23 protein-coding genes are annotated in these 22416 nt (G+C 66.8%); 5 read left to right on the forward strand and 18 right to left on the reverse strand.

The features are described from left to right. Positions 1-139 precede the first annotated feature (139 nt). Positions 140-412, reverse strand: a complete 273-nt coding sequence (locus tag KBY77_RS00155; protein WP_255101611.1) for a hypothetical protein — start codon at positions 410-412, stop codon at positions 140-142. Positions 413-553: 141 nt separating this feature from the next. Then, positions 554-955 carry a Rid family detoxifying hydrolase gene (locus KBY77_RS00160; protein WP_399211890.1) on the reverse strand — a complete coding sequence of 134 codons (402 nt, stop codon included), beginning with the start codon at positions 953-955 and terminating at the stop codon, positions 554-556. Between the two features lie 70 nt (positions 956-1025). Between KBY77_RS00160 and KBY77_RS00165 the strand changes: the two genes are divergently transcribed. Next, entirely contained in the window at positions 1026-2189 is a 1164-nt protein-coding gene (locus tag KBY77_RS00165) for an ABC transporter ATP-binding protein (RefSeq protein WP_255101613.1), read from the forward strand. Here the strand turns inward: KBY77_RS00165 and gloB are convergent, their stop codons facing one another. After that, positions 2190-2951, reverse strand: coding sequence for a hydroxyacylglutathione hydrolase (gene gloB, locus KBY77_RS00170; RefSeq protein WP_255101614.1), 762 nt, complete (start codon positions 2949-2951; stop codon positions 2190-2192). Positions 2952-2980: 29 nt separating this feature from the next. Here gloB and hisG point away from each other — a divergent pair, with 29 nt between their 5' ends. Both hisG and KBY77_RS00180 read left to right on the forward strand, forming a co-directional pair. After that, entirely contained in the window at positions 2981-3652 is a 672-nt protein-coding gene (hisG, locus tag KBY77_RS00175) for an ATP phosphoribosyltransferase (RefSeq protein WP_255101615.1), read from the forward strand. Continuing rightward, positions 3652-5451 (forward strand): ABC transporter ATP-binding protein, encoded by a 1800-nt coding sequence (locus KBY77_RS00180; RefSeq protein WP_255101616.1) that lies wholly within the window; start codon positions 3652-3654, stop codon positions 5449-5451. Before hisG ends, KBY77_RS00180 begins: the two co-directional genes overlap by 1 nt. Before the next feature lie 3 nt (positions 5452-5454). Here the strand turns inward: KBY77_RS00180 and KBY77_RS00185 are convergent, their stop codons facing one another. Beyond that, a complete protein-coding gene (locus KBY77_RS00185) occupies positions 5455-6222 on the reverse strand; it encodes an alpha/beta fold hydrolase (protein WP_399211893.1) in 768 nt (255 codons plus the stop codon). A 65-nt stretch (positions 6223-6287) separates the two neighbouring features. Here KBY77_RS00185 and KBY77_RS00190 point away from each other — a divergent pair, with 65 nt between their 5' ends. Next, on the forward strand, positions 6288-6776 hold the full coding sequence (locus KBY77_RS00190) for a GNAT family N-acetyltransferase (RefSeq protein WP_255093402.1): 489 nt from the start codon (positions 6288-6290) through the stop codon (positions 6774-6776). A gap of 25 nt (positions 6777-6801) precedes the next feature. Here KBY77_RS00190 and KBY77_RS00195 read toward each other — a convergent pair whose 3' ends face one another. From KBY77_RS00195 to KBY77_RS00205, 3 genes are read right to left on the reverse strand one after another with little or no spacing between them, the layout of a single operon-like run. Continuing rightward, on the reverse strand, positions 6802-7515 hold the full coding sequence (locus KBY77_RS00195) for a TIGR04283 family arsenosugar biosynthesis glycosyltransferase (RefSeq protein WP_255101618.1): 714 nt from the start codon (positions 7513-7515) through the stop codon (positions 6802-6804). Next, positions 7512-8135 (reverse strand): TIGR04282 family arsenosugar biosynthesis glycosyltransferase, encoded by a 624-nt coding sequence (locus KBY77_RS00200; protein WP_255101619.1) that lies wholly within the window; start codon positions 8133-8135, stop codon positions 7512-7514. Before KBY77_RS00200 ends, KBY77_RS00195 begins: the two co-directional genes overlap by 4 nt. After that, complete coding sequence (locus tag KBY77_RS00205; protein WP_399212066.1) at positions 8132-9292, reverse strand: trypsin-like peptidase domain-containing protein; 1161 nt, start codon at positions 9290-9292, stop codon at positions 8132-8134. Before KBY77_RS00205 ends, KBY77_RS00200 begins: the two co-directional genes overlap by 4 nt. 117 nt (positions 9293-9409) lie before the next feature. Between KBY77_RS00205 and dnaA the strand changes: the two genes are divergently transcribed. Further along, complete coding sequence (dnaA, locus tag KBY77_RS00210; RefSeq protein WP_255101621.1) at positions 9410-10843, forward strand: chromosomal replication initiator protein DnaA; 1434 nt, start codon at positions 9410-9412, stop codon at positions 10841-10843. Positions 10844-10852: 9 nt separating this feature from the next. On the opposite strand, the gene cbbX is transcribed toward dnaA, so the two are convergent. The 11 genes from cbbX to KBY77_RS00265 are packed head-to-tail and all read right to left on the reverse strand — an operon-like array spanning position 10853 to position 22368. Next, positions 10853-11803, reverse strand: a complete 951-nt coding sequence (gene cbbX, locus KBY77_RS00215; protein WP_255101622.1) for a CbbX protein — start codon at positions 11801-11803, stop codon at positions 10853-10855. Next, positions 11787-12044 carry a 4a-hydroxytetrahydrobiopterin dehydratase gene (locus tag KBY77_RS00220; protein WP_255101623.1) on the reverse strand — a complete coding sequence of 86 codons (258 nt, stop codon included), beginning with the start codon at positions 12042-12044 and terminating at the stop codon, positions 11787-11789. The genes cbbX and KBY77_RS00220 overlap by 17 nt, the downstream gene beginning before the upstream one ends. A 10-nt stretch (positions 12045-12054) precedes the next feature. Continuing rightward, positions 12055-13203 (reverse strand): CO2 hydration protein, encoded by a 1149-nt coding sequence (locus KBY77_RS00225; RefSeq protein WP_255101624.1) that lies wholly within the window; start codon positions 13201-13203, stop codon positions 12055-12057. Beyond that, positions 13203-14759, reverse strand: coding sequence for an NADH-quinone oxidoreductase subunit M (locus tag KBY77_RS00230; protein WP_255102036.1), 1557 nt, complete (start codon positions 14757-14759; stop codon positions 13203-13205). Before KBY77_RS00230 ends, KBY77_RS00225 begins: the two co-directional genes overlap by 1 nt. Positions 14760-14789: 30 nt before the next feature. After that, a complete protein-coding gene (locus tag KBY77_RS00235) occupies positions 14790-16658 on the reverse strand; it encodes an NAD(P)H-quinone oxidoreductase subunit F (RefSeq protein WP_255101625.1) in 1869 nt (622 codons plus the stop codon). A 23-nt stretch (positions 16659-16681) separates the two neighbouring features. After that, positions 16682-17149 (reverse strand): ferritin-like domain-containing protein, encoded by a 468-nt coding sequence (locus KBY77_RS00240; RefSeq protein ID WP_255101626.1) that lies wholly within the window; start codon positions 17147-17149, stop codon positions 16682-16684. A gap of 5 nt (positions 17150-17154) precedes the next feature. Next, complete coding sequence (locus tag KBY77_RS16580; RefSeq protein ID WP_315856445.1) at positions 17155-17778, reverse strand: BMC domain-containing protein; 624 nt, start codon at positions 17776-17778, stop codon at positions 17155-17157. 46 nt (positions 17779-17824) lie between these two features. Beyond that, positions 17825-18076 carry a carboxysome peptide B gene (locus KBY77_RS00250; protein WP_094554446.1) on the reverse strand — a complete coding sequence of 84 codons (252 nt, stop codon included), beginning with the start codon at positions 18074-18076 and terminating at the stop codon, positions 17825-17827. Next, positions 18076-18360, reverse strand: a complete 285-nt coding sequence (locus tag KBY77_RS00255) for a carboxysome peptide A (protein ID WP_255101627.1) — start codon at positions 18358-18360, stop codon at positions 18076-18078. The genes KBY77_RS00250 and KBY77_RS00255 overlap by 1 nt, the downstream gene beginning before the upstream one ends. A gap of 1 nt (position 18361) precedes the next feature. Beyond that, the gene (locus KBY77_RS00260; protein ID WP_255101628.1) at positions 18362-19924 is read right to left on the reverse strand and encodes a carboxysome shell carbonic anhydrase; all 1563 of its coding nucleotides are present in this window, start codon (positions 19922-19924) and stop codon (positions 18362-18364) included. A gap of 38 nt (positions 19925-19962) precedes the next feature. After that, positions 19963-22368 carry a CsoS2 family carboxysome shell protein gene (locus tag KBY77_RS00265; RefSeq protein ID WP_255101629.1) on the reverse strand — a complete coding sequence of 802 codons (2406 nt, stop codon included), beginning with the start codon at positions 22366-22368 and terminating at the stop codon, positions 19963-19965. Positions 22369-22416 lie beyond the last annotated feature (48 nt).

Below are 22416 nucleotides of genomic sequence, written 5' to 3' on the forward strand. Positions count from 1 at the left end.
GCTCAGTTCCTGCCTGATGCCGACGTTAGGAGGCCATCTACTAGGCCTCAGTCGGCAGCCCGGTCTCCAACAACGATCTGGCTGGCGGAGGCAACCGTGATCAAGGCTCTGGTGCCTGGCCCGCTGAGCGGGAACGGAATCAGGGTGCCCAGCCGCAGTGGTTGCCGGGGTAGCGCAGCGTGCGCCAGTCGCCGCCGGGGGTGCTCACTTCGACGCCGATGCCGATCGGGTCCTCAAGGCCGTTGCAGTTCTGCTGCCACCACTCCTGGGCTGCGTCCCAGGCGGCATCCATTGAGTCGAAATGGTCGTCGAGGACTGGGTGGGGGCAGCAGCGCTGGTCGACCAACCGGTATAGCCGCTCAACGTGGGCCTGCTTGCCGGCGGAGACGGTACGGAAGGAAGAAAACGCCATGGCCCGCACATCGACAACCTCCCCATGGTGGCGGCTGTGACAGCTGTTGACTGTCACCTTCATTACAAGACACGGATGTCAAAGGTTCCGCCCTGTGGTCGCCAGGGCAAGGGGGACGGCTCAGCTGCTGGCCACCAGCCTTCAGCCCAGCAGGGCGATGCAGTCGATTTCGACCAGGGCCCCCTTCGGCAGCGCCGCCACCTGGACGCAGGCCCTGGCCGGTGAGATCCCTGCGGAGAACACCTGCGCGTAGAGAGCATTGACCCGGGCGAAGTCGGCCAGGTCGGTGAGGAACACCGTGGTGCGCACCACCTGCTGGGCTGTGCAGCCCGCCGCGCCCAACACCGCCTGAAGATTGGTGAGCACCTGCCTGGTTTCGGCCTCCACATCCCCGTCGCCCACAAGCATGCCCGTGGCTGGATCAAGGGCGATCTGGCCGGAGCAGAACAGCAGTCCACCCGCCTTGACCGCCTGGTTGTAGGGACCCACTGGTGCTGGCGCTGCGGCCGTGGTGACCGCCTCGGCGGGAGTACCCATGGCCATGGCAGGTGAAAATGGAGATCAAGTTTACGGACCAGGCTCCATCGCTCCTTCCACCCCGGTTTCGCTGCCTGTGTCCACCGCACTCCAGGCGGATGAGCGACCTGATCCTGTGCGGCTGGAGAACGTCTGGCACCGCTATCCCAGTGCCCGCGGCGCCACCGACGATGGCAATCCACAGAACTGGACCCTGCAGGGGGTGAACCTGCAGCTGCACCAGGGCGAATTGGTGGGGTTGCTGGGCCCTTCCGGTTGCGGAAAGACCACCCTGCTGCGCCTGATCGCCGGCTTCGAGCGGCCTGCTCGCGGCCGGGTGCTGATCCACGGCCAGGAGGTGGCAGGCCCCCACGGCTGGCTGGCACCTGAGCGTAGGGGGGTGGGCATGGTCTTCCAGGACTACGCCCTCTTCCCCCATCTCGATGCCTGGAGCAACGTCTGTTTCGGGCTCAAGCCCCGCCAGGATCGCAGCCGGGCCGCCTGGCTGATGGAGCTGCTGGGGCTGACGGGGTTGGAGCGCCGCTACCCCCACGAACTCTCGGGCGGTCAGCGGCAGCGCCTGGCTCTGGCGCGGGCCCTCGCCCCGGGACCAACTCTGCTGCTGCTGGATGAGCCCTTCTCGAACCTGGATGTGGAGGTGCGGCTGAGGCTGCGGGCCGAGCTCCCCGGCGTGCTCAGCCGCTGCCAGGCCAGCGGCCTGATCGTGACCCACGATCCGGAGGAGGCCCTGGCCATCTGCGACCGGGTCGCGGTGCTGCAGGGGGGGCACCTGCACCAATGCAGCAGTCCGCGAGAGATGGTGCGAGCCCCCGCATCAGCCTTCGTGGGCCGCTTCGTGTTGCAGGGAAACCTGCTCGATGCCCATTGGAGCGGCGACCAGCTGCTCACGCCCCTCGGTGCCTTGCGGCCTGAGCCGAGCGGATCCATCCCGAGCGCTGATGCCCCCGGCCCCTGGCAGGTGCTGCTGAGTCCATCGGCCTTTGATCTCAGCGTCGATCCCACTGGCCCCGCCGAGGTGGTGGCACGCGAGTTCCTCGGGCGTGAGTGGCTCTACCAGGTGCGGCTCGATGACCCGAGCTCCGCTGCCCCGGTTGATCTCCGCTTTCGCCTGCCCCTCGAGCGCGACTACCCTCTCGGCCTGCGCTGCCGGCCGTCGATGCGGCCAGGCGAAGCCGCCCGTCTCTTCCCCACAGGCCAGAGCCTCTGGCCGTCGGAGTCCCCCAGCCCCAGAGCGGCCTGATCAGCCCTGCCAGTGGTCCTTGCTGCGGCGACGGCTTGCGAACGCTTCAGCATCGCTGGCCCTGAGCATCAGGTTCGTGGCCCACTCCAGGGCGATCGTGCTGGGGATGGTGGGTTGATTCCGCCGCCGCCGCTCGTCCACGGCCGCGAGCCGCTCCTGGATCGCCGCTCGCTCTGCCCCAGGCTCCGGACAGTTCGCCGCCGCCCAGCGCAGGTTGTCGAGGGTGTACTCGTGAGCGCACCACACGCGGGTGTCCCCCGGCAGAGCCCCCAGCCGCTGCAGCGACTGGTGCATCTCCGCGGGGCTTCCTTCGAGCAGGCGCCCGCAACCTGCGGCAAAGAGGGTGTCGCCGCAGAACAGCTCTCCCTGGCCACCCGGAAGCGGCGGCAGATAGAAGGCCAGGTGACAGCGGGTATGGCCGGGCACCGCCATGACGTCCACGCAGCGCCCCAGCAGCTCCAGACGGTCACCGTCCTGCAGGGCCACGGTCTGGAAGGGAATGCGTGCCCGGTCGGCGCCTGAAGCCATCACAGCTGCACCAGGCCAGCGGCGCAGCAGCCCTGGGGTGCCGTCGATGTGGTCCCAGTGGTGGTGGGTCTGGAGCACCGAGACCAGCTCAAGTCCCTTGCTCTCCAGCCAGTTGATCACCGGCTCGGCCACACCCGGGTCCACCACCACCGCCCGTGCACCGTCGTGGAGGACAACGACGTAGTTGTCATGCAGCACCGGGATCAGCTCCACCTCGCTCTGACTCGCGTGCATCGGTAAAGTTCAGGTTGCGGTGTAAGTCCATGATCACCGTCGCGCTAGCCAAAGGGGCTTTGCTGAAGGATTCGGTCCGCTGCTTCGCCGCTGCCGGGCTTGATTTCAGCGCCCTGCTCGATGCCGACAATCGCCAGCTGATGGTGCCCAGTCCTTGCGGCCGGGCCAGGGCCCTGCTCGTGCGTAATGGCGATGTGCCTGTCTATGTGGCCTATGGCCAGGCCCAGCTGGGTGTGGTGGGCGATGACGTGCTGCGCGAGCACCAGTTGCCGGTGGCACCGCTGCTGGATCTGGGCTTCGGCGGCTGCCGCATGGCCGTGGCCGTCAGGGAAAACAGTGGCTACAGCCGGGCGGCGGAGCTGCCGGCTCACTGCCGGGTGGCCAGCAAGTTCGTTCGCTGCGCCGAAACCTTCTTTGCAGGGCTCGATCTGCCCGTGGAGCTGATCCATCTCACCGGTTCGGTGGAGCTGGGTCCGATCACCGGCATGTCAGAGGCGATCGTGGATCTGGTGGCCACCGGCCGCACCCTGCGGGACAACGGCCTGGTGGCACTTGATGAGTTGTTCCACAGCACTGCCCGTCTGATCGGCAATCCCCTCGCCCTGCGCTTCGATCTCGGCGAGCTGCAACACATCATCGACAGGGTCGCCACCTCCAGCTGCGCGACGACCACGTCCGCCTCCGCCCCCTCCCAGCGCTGATGGCCGCCCTCGACAGCCAGCGGCTCAGGCGGCTGCTGCCCTACCTGCGCTACGACCGGCGCCGTCTGATTCTTGTGGTGCTGCTGCTGATCCCCGTGGCGCTGGCCGCTGCGATCCAGCCGCTGTTGATCGGTCAGGCCATCGCCGTCCTGCGTGGTGAGCCCACGGCCGCCTGGCTGGCGGGCCAGAGCGTGTCGCAGGCGATGCGCACCCTCGTGCTGATTCTCTTCGGGGCGGTGCTGCTGCGACTGGCGTTGCAGGGGGCTCAGTCCTACAGCGTCCAGGCGGTTGGCCAGCGTCTCACCGCCCGCATTCGCGACGACCTCTTCCGCCACGCCCTGGCCCTTTCGCTGCGCTTCCACGACCGCACCCCGGTGGGCAAGCTGCTCACCCGCCTCACCAGCGATGTGGATGCCCTGGCCGAGGTATTCGGCAGCGGCGCCGTCGGCGTGCTGGCCGATCTGGTCACCCTGCTGGTGATCGGCGTGACCATGATCAGCATCGAACCTCGCCTCGGTGCCCTGCTGCTGGCCAGTCAGGTGCCGGCCATCCTGGTGATCCTCTGGCTGCAGGGCCGTTACCGCAAGGCCAACTACCGGGTGCGTGAAGAGCTCAGCCAGCTCAACGCCGATCTGCAGGAGAACCTGCAGGGGCTTGAGGTGGTGCAGATGTTCCGGCGTGAGGCCACCAACAGTGCCCGCTTCGCCGTCACCACCAACGCCTACCGCCGCGCCGTCACCGGCACGATTTTTTATGAAAGTGCCGTGTCGGCCTTCATCGAATGGGTGGCTCTCACCGCCGTGGCCGTGGTGCTGGCCATCGGGGGCTGGATGGTCATCGCCGGCAGCATCGGCCTGGGCACCCTCACCACCTTCATCCTCTTTTCCCAGCGCCTGTTCGACCCCCTGCGCCAGCTGGCGGAGCGCTTCACCCAGATCCAGGGAGGACTCACAGCGGTGGAGCGCATCGGTGAGCTGATGGAGCAGCCGATCGAGATCTCCGACCTGGAGCAGGGCCTGCGCAGCAGTGCCGCCCAACGCTCTGGACTGCTGCGAGCCAGCGCCGGTGAAGTGATCTTCGAGGCAGTGAGCTTCGCCTACCGCCCCGATGATCCGATCCTCACCGACCTGAGCTTCCGGATCGCCCCGGGGGAGAAGGTGGCCCTGGTGGGTCCCACCGGCTCCGGCAAGACCACGATCATCCGACTGCTATGTCGGCTCTATGAGCCCCAGAGCGGCCGGATCCTGCTCGATGGCATCGACATCCGCGAGCTGCCCAGTGCCACCCTGCGCCAGCGGCTGGGGGTGGTCCTGCAGGACACCTTCCTGTTCAGCGGCAACGTGGCAGACAACCTTCGCCTCGACGCGCCGATCCCCCAGGCTGACCTGGAGCGGATCTGCGCCGAGCTGGGTCTTGATCCTCTCCTGCGTCGCCTGCCTGACGGCCTGGCCACTGAATTGCGTGAGCGGGGCGGGAACCTTTCCTCGGGTGAGCGCCAGCTGCTGTCGGTGGCGCGGGTGGCGATGCGGGATCCCTCCGTGCTGGTGATGGATGAGGCCACCGCCTTCATGGATCCTTCAACCGAGGCCACGCTCCAGCGCGATCTGGAGCGGCTGCTCACCGGCCGCACCGCCATCGTCATCGCCCACCGCCTGGCCACCGTGGAGGCGGCCGACCGCATTCTGGTGCTGCGCCGGGGGCGACTGATCGAGCAGGGCACCCACCGGGAGCTGCGGGCGGCCGGTGGCCTCTATGCCGAGCTGGCGGACCTGCAGGAGCGGGGTCTGGCACGCCTTTAGGGATCAAGGCAGCCGCTCCAGCCAGGCGTCGATCAGGGCGGCCAGCTGGCGGGGACACTCCCGCATCGGCAAGTGGCCGCAGTCTGGGATGACGGCCAGTTCATGGCCTGGTGCATAGCCCGCCAGGTGGCGCACGTAACGGGGAGCCATCACCTGATCCATGCTGCCCGCGATCCATAGGCTCGGCACCTGCAGGGCGGCGGTGAGTGAGGGCAGCTGGCTGACAGCGCCGCGGTTGGTGCTGCAGGCCAGCAGGCCCCGGGCCGCGCGCGCGTCTGCCACCAACGGACTGCTGATCGCTGCGGTTCCTGGCAGCCGCGCCAGCCAACCCGGGCGGTAGCGCAGGAACAGGGAGCCGCCTTGCCGCACCCGGGCGAAGGCTCTGGGCTGATACACCCCGCCACCGGCCGCGATCTGGATCACCCCCCGCAGCCGTGGCCCCAGGAGCCCGGCCGCGTGCAGGGCAATGCTGCCCCCCAGGGAGTGGCCCATCAGGACGACGGGTGCGTCGGGATCGATCCGGTGGCAGGCCTCGCTGACCCAGCGCCCATAGCTGGCCAGGCTCGGCTGCAGTCCAGCCGGCCGCGGCTCCGCTCCGAAGCCAGGCAGATCAGGGCACCACAGACGCCAGCGGTTCTGCAGTTCAGCAGTCAGTGGGTCCCAGAGCCGGCCGGAGAGCATCCAGCCGTGCAGTGCGATCAGCAGCAGCCCGGGCTGGTCGGGTTCCAAGGCCTGGGAGCGTGAAACCAATCCCTTCAGGGGGTCTGCCACCAGCCTGCCCTGGAACGCCCTCGATCGGGCAGGATCGTGCCAATGCGTTGCCTCGGCCGTCTGGTTTGGACACAGACCCGCTCCTTTCGAGCTTTTACGGCCCAGGCTGGCGCCATTGCCCCAGTCCGAACCCCCAGCTGGAGCTGGTGCTCAGCCTGGAGCGGGACATCGATCTGGTGGAACTCGAGCAGCTCTGTGATGCCGTCGGCTGGAGCCGCCGTCCGATCAGGAGGGTGCGCAAAGCCCTGCAGAACAGCCTGCTGAGGGTGGGCCTCTGGCGCCATGACCCGAGGGTGCCACGCCTGGTGGGCTTCGCCCGCTGCACGGGCGATGGGGTGATGGAGGCCACGGTCTGGGATGTGGCCGTCCATCCCCTGTACCAGGGCGCTGGTCTGGGGCGGCAGCTGATGGACTATGTGCTCGAGCAGCTCAGGCTGATGGAGGTGGACCGGGTCAGCCTGTTCGCCGATCCCGAAGTGGTTGGGTTCTATCAGTCGCAGGGGTGGGAGCTGGAACCTCACCAGCGTCGCTGCGCCTTCTGGTATTCGCCCTGACCCTCCTGATGTCCAGACGGCCCGCTCAAAGCTGGTAGTACCGGGCTGCCAGGGTCGCGGGATCGACGCCTCGGCGCCAGGCGCGGCGCAACCGGGCGTTGCGCCAGGCCGTGCCCCAGACCCCCAGGCGCCGCCAGCGCCGTCCATCCACCTGCACGGGCAGCCCCAGGTCGCGAATCGGGCCCAGCTGGCGCAGCCGCAGGATCAGATCGAGGTCCTCCATCAGGGGGAGGGCCCGCAGACCACCCGCTCGCTCCAGCAGCCGCCGCGGCAGAAGCAGCCCCTGATCGCCGTAGGGCAGCTGGCCGAGGCCACTGCGCAGCCGTACGCCCCACTCCACCAGGCGCAGGGCGGGACCTGCCCCCTGGATCCCCAGGCGGAAACACCAGGGAGCCTCAGGGGCTGCCATCGCCCACTGCACCGCCGACCACCATCCCGGCGCCAGACGCAGGTCGGCATGCAGCAAAAGCAACCAGGCAGCACTGCTGCGGGAGACTCCCGCCGCCAGCTGGCAGCCCCGCCCGCCCGTGGCCTGCATCACCCGTGCGCCCGCCAGGGCAGAGAGGCTGGAGCTGCCATCACGGCTGCCCCCATCCACCACCAGGCAGCTCTCGATCAGGCCGGCGGGAGCCATCGCCAGATCCGCCAGCAGAGCCGGCAAGTGCCCCGCCTCGTTCAAGGCAGGGATCACCACCGCCAGGGGGGCGCCGACGGCAGATGGTGCAGCCGTTGCCCTCACCCCAGCCAGGGCTCCAGGTCCCCGGGGCGGTCGAGGTCGCTGTGGACCGACAGCTGAGCGGGGGCCAGTCCCTCACAGGCGGCCCGCTCCAGGGTGCGGCGGAGCACGTCGGTGCCTCCCCAGGGAATTCCGCTGAGCAGGCTGGACCGGCGTCCAGTCAGCCCGATCAGCCAGTAGCCCCCATCGTTGGCCGGGCCGAGCACCAGGGGGCTGTGGGCGAACGCCGCGAACGCCGCCTCGAGATCCGCGCTGGTCAGCATGGGAAGGTCGGTGCCGATCAGCAGCACCTGCTGGGCACCCTCGCCGAAAGCTCGCGCCAGCTGCCTGGCCATCCGGCTGCCCAGGCCACCGATCCCCTGCAGCACGGCCCGGTGAGCGCCGAGGCTGTGGCCCCAGCGTCGGGCGCCCCGCGGACCCAGGCCGCTCACCGCCAGCACCAGCTCGATGCCGCCCAGCTGGCGTGCAGCAGCCAGGGTGTGTTCGCTCAGTCGGCGCTGGATCCGAGCGGCTGCCTCAGGACCGGTACCCGCCGCCAGGCGGCTTTTGCAGCGTCCCGCTGCCGGCCAGCGGGCCATCACCACCAGCTGCCTACTGGGACGGATCAGCTTCAGCGGGCTCACTCGCTGGAGCGCAGCTCCGCCGGCTCCAGCGAGATGGTGCGGCTGCTGTTCCCCCGTCTGAAGCTGATCGACAGGGGCTGGCCCACCTTGCCCTGATCTACGGCCACCTGCACTTCGGATGGATTCTTCACCGCCTTGCCACCAACGGTCTCGATCAGGTCGCAGGGTTTCAGGCCCGCCTTGGCCGCCGGGCTGTCCTTGAGCACCTCCACCACCACCACCCCATCGGTTTCAGGCAGGCGACATTCGCTCGAGGTGGCATTGATCTCCCGGGCCAGTCGGGGTGTGAGTGCCTGCAGGCGCACCCCGATATAGGGGTGTGAGGCGCGTCCCTTCTCCAGGATCTGGGCGGCGATCTGCTTACCCAGGTTGATCGGGATCGCGAAGCTCAGGCCAGCTCCCGGCGCCTGGCGGATGGCGGTGTTCACGCCGATCACCTGACCGCGGTCGTTGATCAGGGGGCCGCCGCTGTTGCCGGGGTTCACCGCCGCATCGGTCTGGATGTAGGGCACCCGCTGGCCTTCGCCGATGGCATTGGTGCGCTGAATCGCGCTGATGATGCCCGCCGTCACGGTGTTGTCGAGGCCAAGGGGGTTGCCGATGGCGATCGCCCATTCACCGGGTCGCACCTGGCTGGAATCACCCAGGGGCGCCACCGGCAGCTTCTGGGCTACAACCCGGACCACAGCGATGTCGGTGAGGGGATCGGCGCCGAGCACCTTGCCGTTGAAGCTGCGCCCATCCGGCAGGGTCACCGACACTTCATTGGCGCCCTCCACCACGTGGGCGTTGGTGAGGATCACCCCATCGGAGCGGGTGATGAAGCCAGACCCCTGGCCCTGCTGCTGCTGGATCGAGGGTCCCCCGCCGAACAGGCCTCCGAGGGGATTGATCACCCGTTTGACCGTGTCGATGCTCACCACAGCTGGACCGACCTTCTCGACTGCCTTGACGATGAAGTTGCTGCCCACCTGAAGCGGCGCGGCTGGAGGGGCGTCACTCACCCGGGGACCCGGGGCGGTGGGGCCACCCCTGGGCAGCCCAGGGATGTTCGGCAGCGGGATTGCGCAGCTGGCCAGGAGAAATCCACTGAGGCCGGTCGCAGCCAGGACCCGGCGACGGGGCGTCAGGAGGCCAGGGGCGCGGTGGGGAGTCATGGCGGGGGAGCGGAGCGGGGCCGCGAAGCGGAGAGGGTCCGCGAAGCGCTTCATTAAAGACGGTTCAGGTCGGGAGAGCTGCCTATATTCGGCCACTGGCTGAGTGAGGGTTGGACGGTGCAGCAGGGTCAGGAGCTGTGGCACCAAGTCCAGGAGGCACTGCAGGCCAACCTCAGCAAGCCCACTTTTGAAACCTGGATCCGCCCGGCCCGCTGCACGGGCTACGCCGATGGGCAGCTCCAGTTGGAGGCTCCCAACAGCTTTGCCAGCGGCTGGCTGCGTAAGAACTACCTGGTGATGATCGCCGCGGTGGCCACCGATCTCGCCGGCCACGCCATTCAGGTGGAAGTCGGCACCGCCGCCGCGCAGGAGCTGGATGGGGCCCTGAATGGCTCCACTCCGGCCGAGCGCCCGGGCACCGGCCAGCAGACGCTGGCCGGTGCCTCACCAGGGGCGGTGCTCAGGGCCACAGTGGGCCCCAGCGGTCCCACCGCCAGCGGCGAGACGCCCCGTCGTCCGGCTCCGGGGCTCAACCCCCGTTATGTCTTCAACCGTTTCGTGGTGGGGCCGAACAGCCGCATGGCACACGCGGCTGCTCTGGCGGTGGCTGAGGCGCCCGGCCGTGAATTCAACCCGCTTTTCCTCTGCGGCGGCGTCGGGCTGGGCAAGACCCACCTGATGCAGGCGATCGGTCACTACCGCCTCGAGATCGATCCGGAGGCCAGGGTCTTTTACGTCTCCACCGAAACCTTCACCAACGACCTGATCCAGGCCATCCGCAAAGACGGCATGCAGAAGTTCCGCGACCGTTACCGCGCCGCTGACCTGATCCTTGTTGACGACATCCAGTTCATCGAGGGCAAGGAATACACCCAGGAAGAGTTCTTCCATACCTTCAACGCCCTGCATGAGGCCGGTCGCCAGATCGTGATCGCCAGTGACCGCCCCCCCAGCCAGATCCCCCGCCTGCAGGAGCGTCTGATATCCCGCTTCTCGATGGGACTGATCGCCGACATCCAGACGCCCGACCTGGAAACCCGCATGGCGATTCTTCACAAGAAGGCGGAACAGGAGCGCATGACCCTCCCCCGCGACCTGATTCAGTATCTGGCGGGGCGTTTCACCTCAAACATCCGCGAATTGGAGGGTGCCCTGACCCGGGCGGTGGCCTTCGCCTCGATCACCGGCCTGCCGATGACGGTGGAATCGGTGGCGCCGATGCTTGATCCCGTGGGTAACGAGGTGCCGGTCACCCCCCAGCAGGTGGTCGACAAGGTGGCCGAGGTTTTCGGAGTCAGCGCCGAGGAGATGCGCAGCAGCAGCCGTAAACGGGCTGTGAGCCAGGCCCGCCAGGTAGGCATGTACCTGCTGCGCCAGAGCACCGACCTGAGCCTGCCCCGCATCGGCGATGTCTTTGGCGGCAAGGACCACAGCACCGTGATGTACGCAGTCGAGCAGATTGAGAAGAAGCTGGCGATCGATCCCTCGCTGGCCCGCCAGTTGCAACAGGTGCGAGATCTGCTCCAGATCGACAGCCGTCGCCGTCGCTGAGGTGGCAGGTCAGGTGAGCGGCAGGCTGGGATCGAGCCCTTCCACTTCCCCCTGAAACACGCGGCTGGCGGTGATGTCCTCGGCCTGGATCGTGATCAGGTCCAGCTTGGTCAGACCCCGCCCCATGTGGTTGAAAAGCCGGTTGGCCTGACGCATGCGTGCCCTGTCGATGGCATTGCGGATCGAGCGGCCATTGGCGAAGAAGGGCAGTTGCATACGCCGCTGGATGTATTCGTAGAAGGCGGCCTTGGCCTCATCGCCGAAGCGGTAACTCTCGGCAGCCAGAATCAACTGGGCGATAGCCAGCAATTCCGCGGCGGTGTAATCAGGGAAATCAATGTGATTTGCCACCCTGGAGGAGAGGCCAGGATTCGACTGGTAGAAGATATCCATCTTGTCCTTGTAGCCTGCGAAGATCACAACCAGATCGTCGCGATTGTTCTCCATCACCTGAAGCAGGATCTCTATGGCTTCGGCGCCATAGTCACGTTCGTTCTCAGGACGGTAGAGATAGTATGCCTCATCAATGAAAAGTACACCGCCCATTGCCTTCTTGAGCATGTCGCGGGTTTTGGGCGCGGTGTGCCCGATGTACTGGCCCACCAGATCGTCCCGGGTTGCGGTGACGAGATGGCCCTTACGCACGTATCCCAGCCGGTGCAGGATCTCGGAAATACGCTCGGCCACGGTGGTCTTGCCGGTACCCGGCCTACCCGTGAACGACATGTGCAGACTCGGCGCAGCCGTGGCCAGGCCCACCTGCTTGCGCGCTCGCTCCACCACCAGCAGCGCCGCTATCTCGCGGATGCGCGTTTTCACCGGCTTGAGGCCGATCAGGTCGGCATCGAGTTGATCAAGCACCTCCTGCACATTGGCGGCCTCGTAGGCCTCCTGCAGGTTGACCGGGGCATCCAGGTCGGAGAGAGCGCTGCCGGCTTCGGGCTCAGGCAAGGAGGTCATCGATGGCCGCAGCGAAGGCGTGATCGGCGGAGGCGATCTGTGTGTCGTCGCCGTCGGAACGCACGGTGATGTTCACGTAGGTGCGTCCGAAGCTGATGTCCGGGTAGCGGCCCTGCTGCACACAGAGGTCGTTGAGGCGGTCCAGGAAGGCCCGGTTGCTGGCGTAATCGGCGAATTCGATGCGCCGCTCGAGCCGCTCGGCCTGTTCGGGTTTCGGGCGCGGGGTCCAAGGCTGCTCCATGAGAACCACGCTACGGCAGGGGGTCGAGGCAGTCCGTGCGGGCGGCCGCCAGCCGAGCGGCCCAGGCTGCCGCGTAGGCCCGGTTGGCCTCACGGGCCGCCGGTTCGGGGCTGTTCAGGGGATGGGGGAAAGTGCCCCGGATGGCTGCGTTGGTGACGCAGAACATCGACTTCTGGAAGCTCATGCAGATCTTCACCCGTACGTCGCCCTCACCCCGGGTGCGCTTGCGGTAAAGCCGATCCAGCCGTTGCGGCAGGTGACGGAACATGTCCTGCATCAGCAGGCTGGGGGGTATGCCAGCTCCCATCGTCGGGAGTGGATCGGCGAACAGTGCTCCGTAGGCGAACTTGGCCTGATCCGGGGAGATCTGCTGAGCCTGGGCATTGAAGCTCACAGTGCCCAGGAACGGCAAACCTCGCAAGAAAACCGCCTCGACGTAGGGCACGGCCACATCCACCAGGAAGGTGAGCCCCGCCTCCGGTGGCAGCACCCAGAGGTGCTCACCCGCCACCTCCACCCCATAGGTGATCGGGTTGGCGGCGGCGGCCACAAGGCCGTCCTTGATGAACTCCACCACTGCCTCGATCGAAGCCACGCTGCCGTCGGCCTCGGAGCGGGCCAGATCGAGGAACAGATCGCTCATCACCCGCCAGAACTGGCCCAGGGCGTGGGTCGTGGCCGCCGTACGGATCAACTCGATCAGGAAGCCCGAAAACAGCGGATGCAGCAGGGCCAGCAAGGGATCGCGCCGAGTCTTGCGGCGGATGATCACAGCGCAGCTCTCGGCAAAAGCCTCTGAATCAAGGTACGCATCAAGGCCTCCGGTGCCATGCCAGAGCATCGCCTTCATGCAGTATTCGGCGTACTCGAAATTGATCCGGTCGTGGTTGAGGTGGCGCCAGATCTTGGCGGGGCTCTTCTCGCCATCCAGGTACTTGAACAGCGGCACCGGCACCAGGAACTGATGTTCGGCCTGGAAGATCAGGTTGGTGCTGTAGGCATCGAGCACCTCCCCGTAGCTTTTGAGCACATCCACCACTTCGATCAGATGCTCGCTGGTCTCGGCCAGCAGCGTCTGCGCCGTCAGCAGTTTTTCCTCCAGCTCGGCGGCGGCGGGCATGCCACCGCTGTGCACCAGCTCGGCCGGGATAATCGGCATCAGCCCAGCCCTCCCGCCTGCAGCCCCAGCAATGGCCCTGAGGCCAGCTGCAGTGCCGATACAAGGGCCGGCAGCTGGGCGATGGCCGTGCTCGTGCTCTCACTCAGGCGCCCCAGACCAGCTGGCAGCAGACCGATCGCCACCACCGCCATCGCCAGTCCCGTCGCCGGAATCGTTTCCCGGGGTGCCACCGGCGCCAGTTGCACATCCAGGCGACCGTGGGTCACAGGATCCGTGACCGGAGTGATCGCCAGCCGGCCGAAGAAGGCGCGGTTCACCAACAGCAGGAAGTACACCGCCGTCAGGCCTGAGCCCAGCATCGAGAGCAGGGTGGCCAGCGGGTAGGCGCTGATGCTGCCGCGGAAAACCATGAACTCGGAGATGAAGCCCGCCATGCCGGGCATGCCGGCGCTGGCCATGACACCAAGAATCATCAGCGTGCCGGTGAACGGCAGGCCCCGCTCCGGGTTGAGCAGCCCGTGCAGCACCGTCAGGTCGCGGGTACCGGTCTTGCGGTACACGATCCCCACCAGCAGGAACAGCAGCGCCGAGATCAGGCCGTGGCTCACCATCTGGAACACCGCCCCGAGGATCGCCACCGGCGTGGCCGCCGCCGCCGCCAACAGGATGTAGCCCATGTGGCCCACCGAGCTGTAGGCCACCATCCGCTTCATGTCCTTCTGCGCAATCGCCGCGAGCGAACCGAACAGCACTGACACCGCCGCCCAGATCGCCAGCCCTGGTGCAAGCTGCGCCCAGGCCTCCGGGAACAGTCCCAGGCAGAAGCGCAGCAGGCCGTAGGTGCCGAGCTTCAGCAGCACACCCGCCAGTAGAACCGACACCGGCGTGGATGCCTGGGTGTGGGCATCCGGCAGCCAGTTGTGGAAAGGGAAAAGCGGCACCTTGATGCCGAAGCCGATCAGCAGCGCCCCAAGCAGGAACAGTTGGGTGCCCATCGCCAGCCGCTCGCTGCTGACCGGTGTGAGGCTGAAATCGACCGTGCCCGTGGCCAGGGCCAACCCCAGGAAGGCGCCCAGGATCAGCATTCCCGACACTGCCGTGAAGATCAGGAACTTGGTGGCCGCATAGGACCGGTTGGCGCCTCCCCAGATGCTGATCAGAGCCCAGAGCGGGATCAGCTCCAGCTCATAGAAGAGAAAGAAGAGCAGCAGGTTCTCAGCCAGGAAGGCGCCGTTAACGGCGCCACTGATCAACAGAACCAAGGCGAAGTAGAGGCGCGGACGCTGGCTGATGTCTCGCGTGCAGATCGCCGACACCAGCGTGAGTGCGGCGTTGATCAGCACCAGCGGCATCGACAGGCCGTCGACGCCGAGCCGGTACTCGAGCCCGAGGCCGCTGACCCAGGGCAGCGACTCCTGCAGCTGCATGGCACTGCTGCTGGGATCGAAGCGGGCGAGCACCATCAGGCTCCAGGCCAGTTGCAGGCCAAGCACCACCAATGCAACCGCCCGTAGCCGTCCTGGGGCCAGCTGGCCGGGCCAGAGCACGAGTGCCAGAGCGCCGGCGAAGGGGATCAGCAGCAGGATGCTCAGCATGGGCATGGGTGGCTCCACCAGTGTCTCGGTCTATCCATGCAGCCACTGCAACCACTGCAGCGAGGCAAGAAGAAGCACGATCGCCAGCACCACCGTGAGCAGGTAGCTCTGCAGCTGGCCGCTGACGCCGAGCTTGAGTCCATCGGCGCTGGCCAGAGAAAGCCTTCCGATGCCGTTCACCAGGCCGTTGACCACCCTGGTGTCGAGCCAGTCGCTCAGCCTGGCCAGGCCGGCCACTGCCGCGACGATCGTGGCCCGGTAGATGCGATCGGTGTAGAAGTCGGAGGCGAGCAGATCCTGCAGCACTCGCAGTGGCTGGACCAAAGATCGCGACCAGAACTTGTGAAGCGGCGCCACAGCGCCGCCGGCTACCCCGAGCAGGCCGCTGGAGACAACCGCAATGGCCACCGGCAGGGAGAACGAGGCGATGCCCGGAACAGGATCGAGGCGGGCCATCAGCGCTGGCATCAGTGCCACCAGCACCGTGAGGCTCACCATCGGCAGCGCCATCAGCCAGTTCACCTCCGGCGCGCGCTTGGTTTTGGGCATCGCCTGGCCAAGGAACACGTGCCGGTAGACGCGGGTGAGGTTGAAGGCGGTGAGGGCGTTGGTGAGCAGGCAGACGGCCGCGAAGAAAGGCTGCTGGTGGGCGAAGGTGTCAACCAGCAGCCCAAAGCACCAGAAGCAGCCAAGGGGCAGCAGGCCCAGAAGGCCGGCCGAGCCCACCAGGTAGGCGCTGGTGGTGGCGGGCATGCGTGAGCCGAGGCCGCCCAGTTCGGTGAGGTCCTGGCAGTTGGTGGTGGCGATGATGCTGCCCACGCTCATGAACAGCAGTGCCTTGGACAGGCCGTGGGCAAACAGCAGCAACAGCGCGATAGCCGGCTGCTGCAGAGCAATCGCGATGAATACCAGCCCCAGATACGAGGTGGTGGAGTACGAGAAAGCTCGTTTGATGTCCACCTGGGCGATTGCCACCAGGGCGCCGCCGACGGCGCTGATCGTGCCCACCACCAGCAGCACGGAGGTTGCCAGGGGGGAGAAGCGCAGCAGTGGCATGACCTTCATCAGCACCAGGGCGCCGGCGGTGACGACAACCGAGTTGCGCAGGATCGAGGCCGGGTTCGGCCCCTCCATCGCCTCATCGAGCCAGAGGTGCATCGGGAACTGGGCACACTTGCCCATCGGCCCGGCTATCAGCCCCAGCCCCAGCAGCGTGCCGGCCAAGGGCGTGAGCGCACCACTGGCGTCGGCCTCGGCGGCCCAGACGTAGAGATCCTGAAACTCCATCGAGCCCGCCCAGGCCGAGAGCGCCACCATCCCCATCAGCAGCAGCACATCGCCCACCCGTTTGGTGAGGAAGGCGTCGCGGGCGGCCGTGACCACCAGCGGCTGGGCGTACCAGAACCCCACCAGCAGATAGGTGGAGAGGGTGAGCATCTCCAGCAGGAAATAGCTCATGAACAGGCTGCTGCTGAGCACCACACCTGCCAGGGCTCCCTCGAAGAAGCCAACCAGCGCGTAGAAGCGGGCCAGCGACCATTCCTTGTCGAGGTAGCCGAGGGCGTACACCTGGCCCAGCAGGCTCAAGCCCGTCACCAGCTCGAGCGCCGCCAGATTGGTGAGCGAGAGGTCGAAGCCGATGCGCAGGTTGAGGTCGGCGGCCTGGAACCAGGCGAACTCCAGGTGCTGGGGGCCGAGCTGCCATACCTGCTGCAGGATCCAGCTGCCGTGGATCACTGCCAGCAGCGTGACCAGCAAGTTCAGGTAAGCCGCTGGGCGTGGGCCGTTTCGCTTGAACCAGCCTGCCGCCCACGGCAGCGACAGCAGCATGCCGCTGAATCCGTAGAGAGGGATCATCCAGACCAGCTGGATCGGCAGGGAGAGGGAGGGGGCGGACAAAGGGGGGGCTCAGAGGGCCGGACCTAGAAGGTGGCGCGCTCAAGCAGGCGGGCCGGGCCAGCGTCGAGGACGGCCAGCCATTGGTTGAGTTCCTCGCCGTGCTGTCTTTCCTCGTTCCATAAGTCCTGAAAGAAGGCTGAGTTGGCTTCATCGCCGATCAGCAGGCAGAAGCGACTTGCCTCGGCATACAGCTCAATCAGCTCCTGCTCCAGCACGATGTTCAGGCGCAGCAGTCCAATCAGGTCGCGGGCGGTGCTCACCGGTTTCAGTTGGGACGCGGCAGGCGCTACGCCGAGACGAAGCATCTGTTGCACCAGCCGCTCGGCATGTTGCATCTCCTCGACCGTTTCCTGGCGGAACCGCTCGGCGGAACCGCCATCGCCCCAGAGAGCGAGCAGAGAGGCCTGGGTCATGTACTGCTGAACGGCGGAAAGTTCCAGGCTCAGAGCTCGTCCCAGGTAGCCCAGCACCCGAGGGTTAACGGTCTCCATGGCGATCAGCTCCTGCGCTCAGCGCCGCTGTAGGCAAGGATCGGCTCCAGTTCGCTGTGGGGGCGGGCAATGATGTGGGCGGCTACCAGTCCGTCGCCCACGCGCTCGCAGGCATCGGCCCCTGCACGCACGGCGGCGTTGACAGCACCGGTTTCGCCGCGCACCATCACAGTCACGTAGCCGCCACCCACGAATTCACGCGAGATCATCGTGACTTCAGCGGCCTTGGTCATGGCGTCAGCCGCCTCGATCGCGGGTACGAGGCCGCGGGTCTCGATCATGCCGAGAGCAATGCCGTGCGGAGTCGATGCCATGGCTTTGGAGGGGGAGGAGGGGGACTTGGGGGGAGGTGTGGTGCCACCGGAGCGGCCGCGGCTGGCGGCAGCCGGGGTGCTGCTGCTGGCCTTAGCCGGGGGGCTGGGGGCCGCTGCTGCTGTGGCTGAGGCAGGGCTGCTGCCACTGGTCGCGGATGAACCTGGGGCTGGAGGCGGGTCCACGGTTTTGTCCGCAGGGGAGGGGGGTGTGGGGGTGGCCGAGGCGGGAAGTGCCTTGGCCGCGGCAGCTCGGCTCACACCACTGCTGGCGCTGCTGCGCCTGGAGGAGGGTTGGCGGGAGGAGGGTGTGGCCATGGATCGAGCTGGGCTGACGGCAGGGAGGATGTGGAGGGAGGGGGGATCAACCGTCTGGATCCCAGAGATCAATGATCCCAGCAATCGTGAGGTCGGTCTGGGTGTCGGGAACGCCGGTGGCAAAGCGAGCGGCGGAGCCACTGGCGGTGAACACCCAGTTGCCTGGTGCGGCGCCCACCGGGTCGACGGCCACCATCAACTTGCCTTTGGTGGAGCGCAGGATGCGGAGTTGCCAGTGGAGCAGGCCTTCCACCCGTTGGCTGCAGACGAGGGAGCCAGTGACTTGCATGATTTCCATCAGGCTGCTCCAGAACGTGGCTGCGGAGCAGGTTGGCCAGCATCCGGTTCCCAGTGGTCGATGATCCCCACGATCGTGAGGTCGCTGGGATAGGACTTACTCCCGGCAGCTTCACGGGCGGCGGAACTGCCCACACAGATCACCCAGTCGCCAGGGATGCAGCCCACGGCGTCGACGGCCACCTTCTGGGAACTGCCATCCAGCACCACCTGGAGATGCTTGTGCTCGAATTCAGGGATTCGGTTGGTGGACACCAGGGGCTTGAGCACTTTGCAGATCAGCATCTCAATGGCCTCCGGCTGGTTCCAGCTTGATCGACGACCCGACCGTTTCGGCAGGAACGTGACGATCGCGGTCGCGCACGCTCAGCAACGTGTGCAGAAGACCGCTGCCCACCAGATCGGGATAGCGGTTGCGAATCGCGTCATCTGTCCGCTGGCAGTAGAGCACGGCCCGTTCACGCGCCCCCGGCACACTGCCGTGGTAATCGAAACGAATCACCACCGGGATCGGCAGTCCGCGGGACACGTTCAGTCCCTTGAAGATCTTCACTCCCACGTCAAGATCGGCAGCCCCTTCCTCGACGGTGTCCATGTGGGCGAAGTAAGTGAGATTGCGCAGATGAATCTCCTTGAAACCGATGCCAACACCGATGAAGCGCTCGGCATGGCCCGCATCGGCGTAAGCGCCATCGTGATATGTACGCACAAAATCGATCTGGGAGATGTTGTGCTCGATCAGGCGGGCGATCAGGCGCCCCATCCCCGGATCAACGGCCCCGTCGGGAACCCCGTCGCCGTTGCCTGAGCGGGCGGCCAGCACAAGGGCAAGCACCCGGTCCCGGGCGGCCTCGGCGGAGAGATCCTGGGTGGCGTTGTACACCTCAAGGGCATCCAGCCAGCGCTCCTGATCGGTGTGGCCGTTCACATCGGGCACGTGGACTCGGATGGCGTCTGTGTCGGTGTCCAACCCGATCAGGAGCAGGTCGACGGAGGCCCCGCAGCAGAAGCTGTTCTCCACTGCCTGCTGGAACTCCTGCAGGCGGAGCAGTCCCCCGGCGGCGGCGGCGGCATCGTTGGAGCCATGGGCAGCACACCCCTCGTGCCTGGGATCCCTCGAGCTGAAGTGATACACCACCACCTTCAGGTATCGGGTGGGCTCATGGGCGCCATTAGGCCGGGCTTCCCGGTAGCGCAGATGCTCGGTGCGCACCCAACGGTCGACGGTGTTCTCCACATCGAACATCGCGCCGGCGTGGGGACGGCGGCGGACGGATCCGAAGGGGAGACGGAGGGCATAGGCGATGGCATGGGCCAGACGACCATCCGCGCAGGGGCTCACATCCAGCAGATGAAAGCCGCAGGAGAGCAGAAAGGCATTGAAGGACTCGGCGCTCTCGCTTCCCTCTTGAGCATGGAGTGGATCGTCGCGGAAGAAGCTGGCACTGACCTGCTCATAGGCCTCGTACAGGCACCACGCGAACAGGCTGCGCATGTCGAGTTGGTTGACCCAGGCCGACTCCAGAATCGTGGCGGGCAATGGATGGCCGAGTTCACAGAGGGCATGGCGCTGGGCCTGCTCCACAAAGTCGTCGTCGTGTTGGAGGGCCGAGAGCCTTTTGAGCACCGGCACAATCCGGTCAAACGACTGCTTCACCTCGCTGTCGTAGGCCTGAAGGCGTTCGTTGGCCGCTGCATCGCTGAGCGGATGATGCTTCAGGACCGCAGTGAAGCGGCCTGCTCCCCCCAGCGCTGAGCCGGAAAGCGTGGAGCGGGGAGCGGAACGGCGGGCAGGGGCCGTGGGAGCCAGGGGCCTCTCGGCGGAGCCGTAGCGGCGGGGGCGGGGCAAGGTTCAGTGCTGCGACAGGGAGGAACGTGGAGAGAGACTCAACCTCGGGCACCGCCTGAAACGGTGATCAGTGAGCCCTTGTCGGTGTTGCCGCTGGAGCCGGTGACGCGGCTGACCGGTTGCACCACCTCTTCATTGCGCTTGAGGGGGATGGTGGCCATCGCCGTCATCGGCCCGGTGCGGGTGGGGTTGCGGCGGCGGGCAGATGCTCCCTCGGTGCCGGTGACGCGCTTGCCCCGATCCCAGTCGTCACCGGTGATGTTCAGGCCGGCGGAAATACCTTCCCCTGTGACTCGGCTGGTGGGCCGCAAGTCTTCATCAAGGCTGACTGGCGCACTGGGAACAGGTACCGCAGGCTGGGGGCGGGGTGGCAGCACGGAGGTCTGACGCCGCATCGGGGGCAGCGGCTGCGGCTCGGGGCCGCGCTGGTCGAAACGTGCCTGCTCGGTGCCGGTGACCTTGCCACCGGCCAGATCAAAAGGGCCGGTGATCCTGGCGCTGGTTTCGTAGCGGGTGCCGGTGACGGCGGAGCCGCGCTCCCGCTGTTGATGGGCAGCCCTTGCTGGGGATTGCACGCTGAACTCCTGCCACGGCTGGGGGTCTAGTGGTTGGGGGAAATCGGCTTCGTGACCCTGGGCGGCGCTGCAGGCTTCGTTGTACTGATCAACTCCGACGTACGGGGTGCCGGAGATCGGTTCACAGGCACCCTTGGAGGCCCCGGTCATCACCCCGCCGATGCCCGGCTGCAGGCCGCTCATCCGCGGTCCGGGGGTACCGGCGCGGGCTGGAGTCCGCTGGCGGATGCCGCGCACAGCCGAGGAATCGCACCAGGCGCTGGCTTGCTCAAGACCGGCGTAGGGCGTGCCGGTGACGGCCTTACAGGTTCCGGGCTCATCACCGGTGACCATGGATGAGCGGCCGGTGCTGGTGCCTGAGACGATCAGCTGCTTGTTGGTGAGGCTGAACCCGACCTTGGCCGCTTCGGGCTCAGGGCGAGCGCCGCAAAAATTCTGGTACTGCTGGCTGCCGATGTACTCATCGCCGGTGACACGGCGGCAGCTGCCAGGTTCATCACCGGTGACCTTGTCGCTACGACCCACCAGGGTGCCTGTGATGCCGGTGCCTCTAAGGGTCTGGACACTGGCCACCTTGGGGGGTGCCTGGCCGGGGGTGCTGATCGAATCAGAGCCCACGTACTGAGTGCCGGTGGGCTGGATGCCGGCACCGTGCTCATCACCGGTGACCCGTTCAGAGCGTCCCACCATCACACCGGAGACTGGCCGCCCGGCAACGGTCTGGCTGAGACCCACCTTGCGGGGACTGACGGAGGTGGTGCCGCAGTAGGCCGCCGCCTGATTCGCTGAGATGTACTCGGTGCCGGTGACGGATTTACAGGTGCCGGGTTCATCTCCGGTGACCTTTTCGGAGCGACCCACCTCATTGCCGGTGACCCGGTTGCCGTGGCTGGTGGCCGTGACGCCCACCTTGGCGGGTTGAAGGGGGGAAGGCTCGTTCTGACAGAAGCTGCGGAAGATCTCCGCTCCCATGTATTCGGTCCCGGTGATGGGACGGCAGGTGCTGGCCTCGTTACCGGTCGTCTTCTCTGACCGGTTGGCCTGGGTGCCGGTGACCACCTGACCGCGCAGGGTTTCACTGGCGCTCACCTTCCAGCTTGCGTCCTGGGCACCTTCCAGCTTGTTGGGCCCGCGGCGGGGACCCGTGGGCCTGGTGACTCCTGTGCCGCGGCTGACAGCGCCCGCACCGTTCTTGCTCTTGAGATCGCGGATGCGGTGGGCCAGTTCCCGGCTGCTGATGTCGGGGTTCGACTGACGCACAATGGCGGCGGTGCCGCTGGAGCTGTTGGTTGAGGCCGACTTGCCGCGCTTGGAGAGAGCTTCCCGGCGCGCCATCACAATGGCGCGGCTGGGATTGAACTGGGCGGAGCGCTTCGAAGTCGGCCTGGTGCCGTTGCTGCGGCGATCGCTGAGGGAACTGGCGGGGGTGACGCTCAGGGAGAGGGTTGGCCGAGTGGCTGCGGGAGGCGCGGAGCTCACTGGGGCGGGGGCTGGGGTGGCGACGGCACGCGCGGAGCTGCCATCACGGCTGCGGTCCTTGCTGGTGTCGGCCCGCTTGCCGCGCTTGCTCAAGGCTTCACGCCGTGCCAGCACAAGATCCCTGCTGGGGTTGCTGATGGCGGCACGGTTGAGCTGGCGGGGAGGGCTTGTGGGCCCATGGCTGCTGCTGCTGAAGAGCGGCGGGGTGGGCGCATCAGCTTCGCGGCTGACCGCAGGGGCCACCGGGGTGATCGAGCGGGTGGGACGGACCTCAGCGGCGCTGCGGGTGCGGTTAGCACTGTTGGAATACCGCTTCTCCGCCGTTTTCCCGGCTGTGGAGAGCGCCATCCGGCGCGCAAGGGCCGCTTCGCGACTGGATTGAGATGCCATGTCCGCCCTGTGAAGAAACAACCTGGAAGGAGACAGCTGGACAGAACT

The sequence above is a fragment of the Synechococcus sp. Cruz-7E5 genome (genome assembly GCF_024345995.1).
In the GTDB taxonomy this organism is placed as follows: domain Bacteria; phylum Cyanobacteriota; class Cyanobacteriia; order PCC-6307; family Cyanobiaceae; genus Regnicoccus_A.

Bases quoted from the DNA above. Each gene is read 5' to 3' on its own strand.
- KBY77_RS00155 (WP_255101611.1), bottom strand. From the start codon at position 412: ATGGCGTTTTCTTCCTTCCGTACCGTCTCCGCCGGCAAGCAGGCCCAC.
- KBY77_RS00160 (WP_399211890.1), bottom strand. From the start codon at position 955: ATGGCCATGGGTACTCCCGCCGAGGCGGTCACCACGGCCGCAGCGCCA.
- gloB (WP_255101614.1), bottom strand. From the start codon at position 2,951: ATGCACGCGAGTCAGAGCGAGGTGGAGCTGATCCCGGTGCTGCATGAC.
- hisG (WP_255101615.1), top strand. From the start codon at position 2,981: ATGATCACCGTCGCGCTAGCCAAAGGGGCTTTGCTGAAGGATTCGGTC.
- KBY77_RS00180 (WP_255101616.1), top strand. From the start codon at position 3,652: ATGGCCGCCCTCGACAGCCAGCGGCTCAGGCGGCTGCTGCCCTACCTG.
- KBY77_RS00205 (WP_399212066.1), bottom strand. From the start codon at position 9,292: ATGACTCCCCACCGCGCCCCTGGCCTCCTGACGCCCCGTCGCCGGGTC.
- cbbX (WP_255101622.1), bottom strand. From the start codon at position 11,803: ATGACCTCCTTGCCTGAGCCCGAAGCCGGCAGCGCTCTCTCCGACCTG.
- KBY77_RS00220 (WP_255101623.1), bottom strand. From the start codon at position 12,044: ATGGAGCAGCCTTGGACCCCGCGCCCGAAACCCGAACAGGCCGAGCGG.
- KBY77_RS00225 (WP_255101624.1), bottom strand. From the start codon at position 13,203: ATGCCGATTATCCCGGCCGAGCTGGTGCACAGCGGTGGCATGCCCGCC.
- KBY77_RS00230 (WP_255102036.1), bottom strand. From the start codon at position 14,759: ATGCTGAGCATCCTGCTGCTGATCCCCTTCGCCGGCGCTCTGGCACTC.
- KBY77_RS00240 (WP_255101626.1), bottom strand. From the start codon at position 17,149: ATGGAGACCGTTAACCCTCGGGTGCTGGGCTACCTGGGACGAGCTCTG.
- KBY77_RS16580 (WP_315856445.1), bottom strand. From the start codon at position 17,778: ATGGCCACACCCTCCTCCCGCCAACCCTCCTCCAGGCGCAGCAGCGCC.
- KBY77_RS00250 (WP_094554446.1), bottom strand. From the start codon at position 18,076: ATGGAAATCATGCAAGTCACTGGCTCCCTCGTCTGCAGCCAACGGGTG.
- KBY77_RS00255 (WP_255101627.1), bottom strand. From the start codon at position 18,360: ATGCTGATCTGCAAAGTGCTCAAGCCCCTGGTGTCCACCAACCGAATC.
- KBY77_RS00265 (WP_255101629.1), bottom strand. From the start codon at position 22,368: ATGGCATCTCAATCCAGTCGCGAAGCGGCCCTTGCGCGCCGGATGGCG.